At 44.7% G+C, this 3310-nt stretch carries 4 protein-coding genes; all 4 read left to right on the plus strand.

The annotated features are described in order from the left end of the window. The first annotated feature begins 86 nt into the window (after positions 1-86). The 4 genes from B4F08_RS09645 to B4F08_RS09660 all read left to right on the plus strand — a co-directional run bounded on the left by B4F08_RS09645 (position 87) and on the right by B4F08_RS09660 (position 3183). Entirely contained in the window at positions 87-467 is a 381-nt protein-coding gene (locus tag B4F08_RS09645) for a hypothetical protein (RefSeq protein WP_004650268.1), read from the plus strand. Between the two features lie 119 nt (positions 468-586). After that, entirely contained in the window at positions 587-889 is a 303-nt protein-coding gene (locus B4F08_RS09650) for a hypothetical protein (RefSeq protein ID WP_087540850.1), read from the plus strand. Between the two features lie 60 nt (positions 890-949). Then, positions 950-1996 carry a DUF932 domain-containing protein gene (locus B4F08_RS09655; RefSeq protein WP_087540852.1) on the plus strand — a complete coding sequence of 349 codons (1047 nt, stop codon included), beginning with the start codon at positions 950-952 and terminating at the stop codon, positions 1994-1996. Between the two features lie 143 nt (positions 1997-2139). Further along, positions 2140-3183 carry a YqaJ viral recombinase family protein gene (locus tag B4F08_RS09660; RefSeq protein ID WP_087540854.1) on the plus strand — a complete coding sequence of 348 codons (1044 nt, stop codon included), beginning with the start codon at positions 2140-2142 and terminating at the stop codon, positions 3181-3183. Positions 3184-3310 lie beyond the last annotated feature (127 nt).

The raw sequence follows: 3310 nt of genomic DNA on the forward strand, positions 1-3310 counted from the left end.
ACAGACTGTGAAATTCATCTGGTCAGTATTGATTTAAATACGGGCGATTATAGCGTGAGCTATAACTACTGCTAAGGATGAAATGTATGAAGCAATTTTTTAAACCCATCCTACTCGCAGTAACTGCAACGACAGGAATGTTGTTGAGTGGATGCAGTTCTGGCCTTGATCCAAATACATTTACGGTAGAACTAGATGTCAAAGATACTAGTAACTGGTATGCCCAAAATCAGTCCGCTACAGTATTGACGATCCGCTCTAATAGTGCAGATCCGATTGATGTCACCAATGTGCTGATCAACAACGGTGAATGCAGTTACGAAGGCTATCGTCGATCGTTGGAATATCCACAGCATTTTAAAATGGGTCTGCGTTTAAGACTGAAATTAACAGGCTGTGGCTATGACAATGTAGTGCGTGTTGATGTTGAAACGGAAAAAGGCACTGCAAGCTATAGCTTCCAATAACGGCCCTCGACTCTCAACGACAAAGCAAAAACTAAATCAAACCGTGTCCTCAATGGGCACGGTTTTTTTATGCCCTCAATTCAGCTCTTCGCACTGAATTCATTTCAGAAGGAATATCAATGTCCTTTATTCAATGTCCCTACTGTCAGTCTACCCATGTCAGACAGACCGATTCAGGCAATGCCCACGCCAACTATTTCGAACAGTTACAACGCTGTATCTCACCGACACAGATGGCGCTGTTCGGCATGCAGATTGCCAAAAAGGCAGGATTCCCGCCTTTTGCAGGCGCAGCCATCGGTGTTGTGGTTGGCGGGGTATTGGTCATCGTGAGTCAGTACTGCTATGAAAAATATTACCACAATGCTGAGCGATATCTCTGTCAGGACTGTCAGCAGCATTTTGCTTGGGCCAAGCCTTAACCGCTTTATGACTCATTACTTCTAAATATTTTAATTCAACTAATTTCAGGAATTTTTACTATGGCACATCAAATTGAAAACATGGCGTATGTCGGTCAAACCCCTTGGCATGGTTTAGGCAATCAGCTCACACCGAACCAACCGATCGAAGTCTGGGCCAAGCAAGCAGGCATGGACTGGCAGATCGAAAGCTCGAATGTGAGTTATATGGCTGAAAACCATAAAGGACAAAGCTTGATCCTACCGCATGATGAACAGCGGGTTTTATACCGTTCCGACACGCATGCGCCTTTATCTGTAGTCAGTCAACGCTATCAGGAAGTCCAACCCCGAGAGATTCTAGAATTTTATCGAGACTTGACTGAACAATCAGGCTTTGAACTGGAAACCGCAGGCGTACTCAAAGGTGGTAAGAAATTCTGGGCTTTAGCCAAAACAGGGCAGACTTCTAATTTAAAAGGCAAAGATGTCAGCAATGGTTACATTCTCTTGGCTACGGCGTGTGACGGCACACTGGCAACCACAGCACAATTCACTTCAATTCGTGTGGTGTGTAACAACACCTTAGCCATTGCCCTGAAAGGTCAGAACAGCAGTGCAGGCGTAGTCAAAGTGCCACACAGCACCAAGTTTGATGCGCAGAAGATCAAGCACCAATTGGGGATTTCAGTGCGGGCATGGAACGAACACATGTATGAAATGAAACAGCTCAGTCAGCGTAAAGTCACACAGACCGAAGCAGCAGCGTATTTCGATGCGGTGTTTAATAATACGAGCCTAAGCATGGCCGAGCAAGATGACAGTATTATTCAGTTCTATCGCAATGTGGCAACGCAAGGAAGCCAATCCAATAAAACTGATAACAAGACTGAACCGAATGGACGTGCCATGTCCAAAGTCATGACCATGTTTAACGGGCATGGCCGTGGGGCAGAACTCAGTTCAGCTAAAGATACCGCTTATGGCTTACTTTGTTCCATTACGGAATTTTGTGATCATGAACGTCGTGCCATGAGTCAGGATCATCGCTTAGATTCAGCATGGTTCGGTGCAGGAGCAGGCTTAAAACAACGTGGGCTTGAACAAGCATTGCGCTTGATTGTTTAAGTTTAGATTCAGATTCAGAATTTAACATGATCACATCAGATCAACATGATCCTGTAAATCTCTTTGAATCCAAATACCTCTTTGCCACATCTCCAGATGTGGCTTTTTTTATGCCTAAAATTTAATAATCAGAGGACATCTATATGAACTCAGCTTTAATTCAACCTCATCCTACTCGAGCAAATATCCGTGCTCATCGCCCTAAACTCCCCCATGCAAAACGCTTTGTGGAGACCAAAAACCTAAGTCAGGCGGAATGGCTGGAAGTCCGTCGTCAAGGTATTGGTAGTAGTGACTGTGCCGCTGCCTGCGGCCTTAATCCCTATATGTCGATGCTTGAACTATGGATGATCAAGACTGGACGTATTCAACAAGGTATTGAGGATGAAAGCGAAGGGCATGCACCCTTGTACTGGGGTAAACGACTTGAACCCTTGGTGGCAGAATACTACAGCATGCATACCAACTACAAAGTGCGTCGGGTCAATGCCGTATTACAACATCCTGATCCAGACAAGCATTTTATGTTGGCTAATCTGGATTACTCCGTGGTTGGAGATGCTGATGTGCAGATATTAGAATGCAAAACCGCAGGGGAGTATGGGGCCAAGCTGTGGCGAGACGGGGTGCCTTTATACGTGTTGTGTCAGGTACAACATCAATTGGCCGTGACAGGCAAGAAAGCCGCGCATATCTGCGTACTGATCTGTGGACATGAAACCCGAATTTTTAAAGTCACTCGTTCAGAATCAGTGATTCAGCACATCGTCAATGCGGAACGTTACTTCTGGGAATGTGTAGAAAAAGATACCCCACCTGAAGCCGATGCCAGTGAATCCGCAGCCAAAGCCTTACAACTACTTTATCCAGAACATGTACCGCTCAGCACCACGGATCTATCTGAGGATGAGCAAGCCAATCAACAGTTTGAGCAACTCATTCAGACCCGTAACCAAATTGAAAAACATCAGGAGCAGTTCGATCTACTGAAGCATCAACTTCAAGCCAAGATGCAGGAGGCTGAACGTGCCACCTTTAAAGTAGGCTCAGTGACATGGAAAAAGTCGAAGGATTCGATCAGCTTAGATAGCAAGGCTTTACTCAAATCACATCCTGAATATCTCAATCAATTCCCACAAACTAAGCAAGGTTCACGACGTTTCAATATATACAGCAAGGATGATTGAAGTCGCTTTAGCCTAAGTGCAATTCACAAGCAGCACCTCAAGCTCTACTCAAAAATCCAATGCCACAGCGCATGGGATTTTTTATGCAAATTTTCTTTTAACCAAGCAACACATTTAAGCAGAAGAG

This window comes from Acinetobacter sp. UBA6720 (assembly GCF_002454215.1).
Classification (GTDB): domain Bacteria; phylum Pseudomonadota; class Gammaproteobacteria; order Pseudomonadales; family Moraxellaceae; genus Acinetobacter.

What these genes read in the sequence shown, in the direction of transcription:
- B4F08_RS09660 (WP_087540854.1), top strand. Translation starts at nt 2,140, where the DNA reads ATGAACTCAGCTTTAATTCAACCTCATCCTACTCGAGCAAATATCCGT.
- B4F08_RS09655 (WP_087540852.1), top strand. Translation starts at nt 950, where the DNA reads ATGGCACATCAAATTGAAAACATGGCGTATGTCGGTCAAACCCCTTGG.
- B4F08_RS09650 (WP_087540850.1), top strand. Translation starts at nt 587, where the DNA reads ATGTCCTTTATTCAATGTCCCTACTGTCAGTCTACCCATGTCAGACAG.
- B4F08_RS09645 (WP_004650268.1), top strand. Translation starts at nt 87, where the DNA reads ATGAAGCAATTTTTTAAACCCATCCTACTCGCAGTAACTGCAACGACA.